Genomic DNA, 3106 nt, shown 5'->3' with positions numbered 1-3106 from the left:
GAGTTAGAGGAGATGGATCAGTGGGCTTGTAAGCTGGATTGGAACGAGGCTCTAGTACCTTACTTTGAATATTTCGAGAAGAATTATCTATTTTTCTCAACCATGCTTGCAAGTACTGGGGCTCCTACTGCATTTCGAGCACGGCTTCTTGCCTCTTTTATACAAGGATTCAAGGGTGAAATTGACAGAGACAGCGGAAAAAATACAGATTTAATGGATGATGTCATGCTGCAATATGCAGGTACCGCTTATGCAGGTGTTATTGAATGGTGGATCAGAAACGGCATGCCCTATCCGCCACAAGTCATGGCGAAACAAGTAGGTACCTTGTTAGGGAGAAGCCTGTAGGGCCTGTAGGTTAATGAAATAGATGTATGTATCCGTTATAGATTTTTATTTACAGAATGAAAGAGTCCTTCATATTATCAAGGACTCTTTCATTACCTTTCCCCTAAAGAGCTGGTAATCCTTGCAAACAACGTGCTTGCGTCCAAAGTTTGGTTTTATACTATGAAGTATTTCCTGCTCATGTTCTACTTTAACTTACACGGATCGGCGGCATACTCCCGCTCTTTCATGACATTGATTAAACCTTCCTCCTAGACCACAGGACAACTGGGATTAATAGCAATGACAAGAATCCTCCAGCCAATGAAAGTGTCGAATAGCTGGAATGTGCCACCACCAGTCCGGACAATGCACCTCCGGATGCCCCGGCGAGTGCGATTAGAACGTCCACCTTTCCTTGTGTCTTGGCGCGTGTTTCAGGTGTTGTGGCATCGACGATCGTTGCTGTGCCGCTAATAAGGCCGAAATTCCAACCCAGACCAAGTAGGGCAAGCGCAAGAACGAGAAATACCATAGAGTTACCTGGTGCGAATGCAGAAAGTAATCCAGCCAAGAGCAGCGTCACACCCGAAGCATAGGACATCGCCTTCCGTCCGTATTTATCGACGAGAAAACCGGTGAGCAGAGAAGGCAGATACATGGCAGCAACATGAATTCCGATCACCAGACCAACCTGACCGAGTCCATGACCGTGATGTTTCATGTGAATCGGTGTCATGGTCATAATGCCAACCATCACAATTTGGGTTAACACCATCACCGATGCCCCAACCATGATCCCTTGTCTATTCACACTCACTGCCGAAGTATTTGATTGCGGTGTGCTGCTCTGGCTATCTTGTGCATGTTGCGCTTCTGCAATAGATTTGGCCACGAGTAAAGGATCTGGCCGCAGGAAGATAAGTAATACAAAACCTGCCAATAGATAGGCAACAGTTGCCAGCATGAATGGACCTGATAAAGCAGGAGCACCCAATGAACTCGCGATCCGACCTGTAAAATTTACGAGATTCGGTCCAGCAACTGCGCCAAAAGTTGTGAAGACCATGGCCGTACTAATTGATTTGGYCCGCTGTGTCGGGAGTGCTAAATCCGTACCGGCATATCTGGCTTGCAAGTTGGTAGCTGTCCCTGCGCCATAAACAAGCAGAGATAGGAAAAGCAGCGCTATACTATGGAAGAAAGCTGCCAGGACAACACCAGCAGCACCAACTCCACCTGTTAAGAAACCTGCAGCAAGCCCCACACGACGCCCCGAACGTTGAGATAGACGTCCGACAATAAGCGCTGCAGCGGCTGATCCCAACGTAAACAGCGATGCCGGAACACCAGCATAGCTGTCTGTGCCGAGCATATCTTGTGCCAGCAGCGCCCCAACTGTGATCCCGGCAGCCAATCCCGCACCACCAAACATCTGAGATGCAATGACAATAACGATCGTTCTTTTGTATAGCTGACGCTGGTTCTCAGGGGAATTCAAGTATGACCCTAATGATTCTCCGCTGCCATGTATTGATTTTTTAACCAATACCGTTTCGTTCGACATGTCTCTCTCCCCCTACTCAGTCAATTAGCCTTTACTATCATAAATTTGAAGAACGGCCCGAAACCGAGTGGAAGCCGCCATCATCTTATCATATGCTTCGTTTGCACGTTCAAGCGGGTAGCACTCTATCATTGGCCGTACATTCGTGAGCATGCTGAAATTAATGACATCCTGGATTTCAGGCGCATGTCCAGTAAAAGAACCCCTAATCGTATTCGGACCTCTCAAGAAATCACTGGCTGACAAATCTAGTTTTTCCCCGGAGCCAGCGACTATAATGAGTTCACTGTCTGATCCAAGTCCCTTGATGAGAGAAGAGATTGCATGAGCGTTTGGCGCTGTAGCCAGGATGACTTTTGCCCCACCTAATGCTTGTAAGGCCCGAGCTGAATCTTCTTCATTGGAATCAATATAGTGATGCGCTCCAAGCTGACGGATGAGCTCTTCTTTGTCTCGGCCACGCGAGATTGCAACCGTGCGGAATCCGGCTTTTTGGGCATACTGAATCGCTAAATGCCCCAGCCCGCCAATGCCTTGAATCGCGACAAGATCGCCAGCTCGAGCCTTACTATTCCTAAGTGCACTGAATGTTGTTTCCCCTGCGCACATAAGCGGCGCTGCGTCGGTTGCCGACAATCCAAGCGGAATGTGGGATAGACTATCTTCATAAGCCACCATGTATTCCGCATAACCACCGTCGAAGGTTAGGCCAGTTACGTGGTTGTCTCCGCCATGCCATCCAAGGCCTACACGCTCACCAACATTCCATTTCGTCGAACCGGTGCCGAGCTTTTCCACGATACCAATGACCTCATGTCCAGGAATACGGGGATACGCGGGAGAAGCACCGTTAATAGCGATTGAGTCTCCATGGCACACACCGCATGCTTCTACGCGGAGCAAGACTTGTCTCTCACCCGGCTGTGGCACTGGAATCTGTACGAGAGCCATCTTTTCCCTTTGGATGGAATTTGAATAGCTTTCATCATTTTCATTGCTCATGTCCTCCCAATCTTGCGTGAATCTCTGAAACAACTCTTTCAGCTGACCGAAGTGCGCCTTCCAGGTGCCCGCCGAAGTGAGCATCCGTCTCTGTACCTGCCCAAAAAATCTTGTTTTCCCATTCACCATTTGTCGATGGCCGACCATAGATCGGGAAATTCATCAGCGGTGCGAAGTCTTGCTCTACTGATGTGTAGGCATCCTCTGACC

3 protein-coding genes and 1 pseudogene are annotated in these 3106 nt (G+C 48.6%); 1 reads left to right on the top strand and 3 read right to left on the bottom strand.

The window, feature by feature from the left end:
* Window positions 1–348: TetR-like C-terminal domain-containing protein (locus AC1DUA_RS31300; RefSeq protein WP_477503457.1), on the top strand; the 348-nt coding region annotated here is incomplete at its 5' end.
* Window positions 349–586: 238 nt separating this feature from the next.
* On the opposite strand, the gene AC1DUA_RS31295 is transcribed toward AC1DUA_RS31300, so the two are convergent.
* From AC1DUA_RS31295 to AC1DUA_RS31285, 3 genes and pseudogenes are all read right to left on the bottom strand, one after another.
* Window positions 587–1894 carry an MFS transporter gene (locus AC1DUA_RS31295; RefSeq protein WP_477503456.1) on the bottom strand — a complete coding sequence of 436 codons (1308 nt, stop codon included), beginning with the start codon at window positions 1892–1894 and terminating at the stop codon, window positions 587–589.
* A 24-nt stretch (window positions 1895–1918) separates the two neighbouring features.
* Window positions 1919–2896, bottom strand: a complete 978-nt coding sequence (locus AC1DUA_RS31290) for a zinc-binding dehydrogenase (RefSeq protein ID WP_477503455.1) — start codon at window positions 2894–2896, stop codon at window positions 1919–1921.
* Window positions 2886–3106 (bottom strand): annotated as a pseudogene (locus tag AC1DUA_RS31285) (flavin monoamine oxidase family protein); the annotation flags it as partial. The pseudogene AC1DUA_RS31285 and the gene AC1DUA_RS31290, both read right to left, overlap by 11 nt.

This window comes from Paenibacillus sp. 01T422 (assembly GCF_056398785.1).
This window is presented reverse-complemented; position numbering and strand designations above follow the sequence as displayed.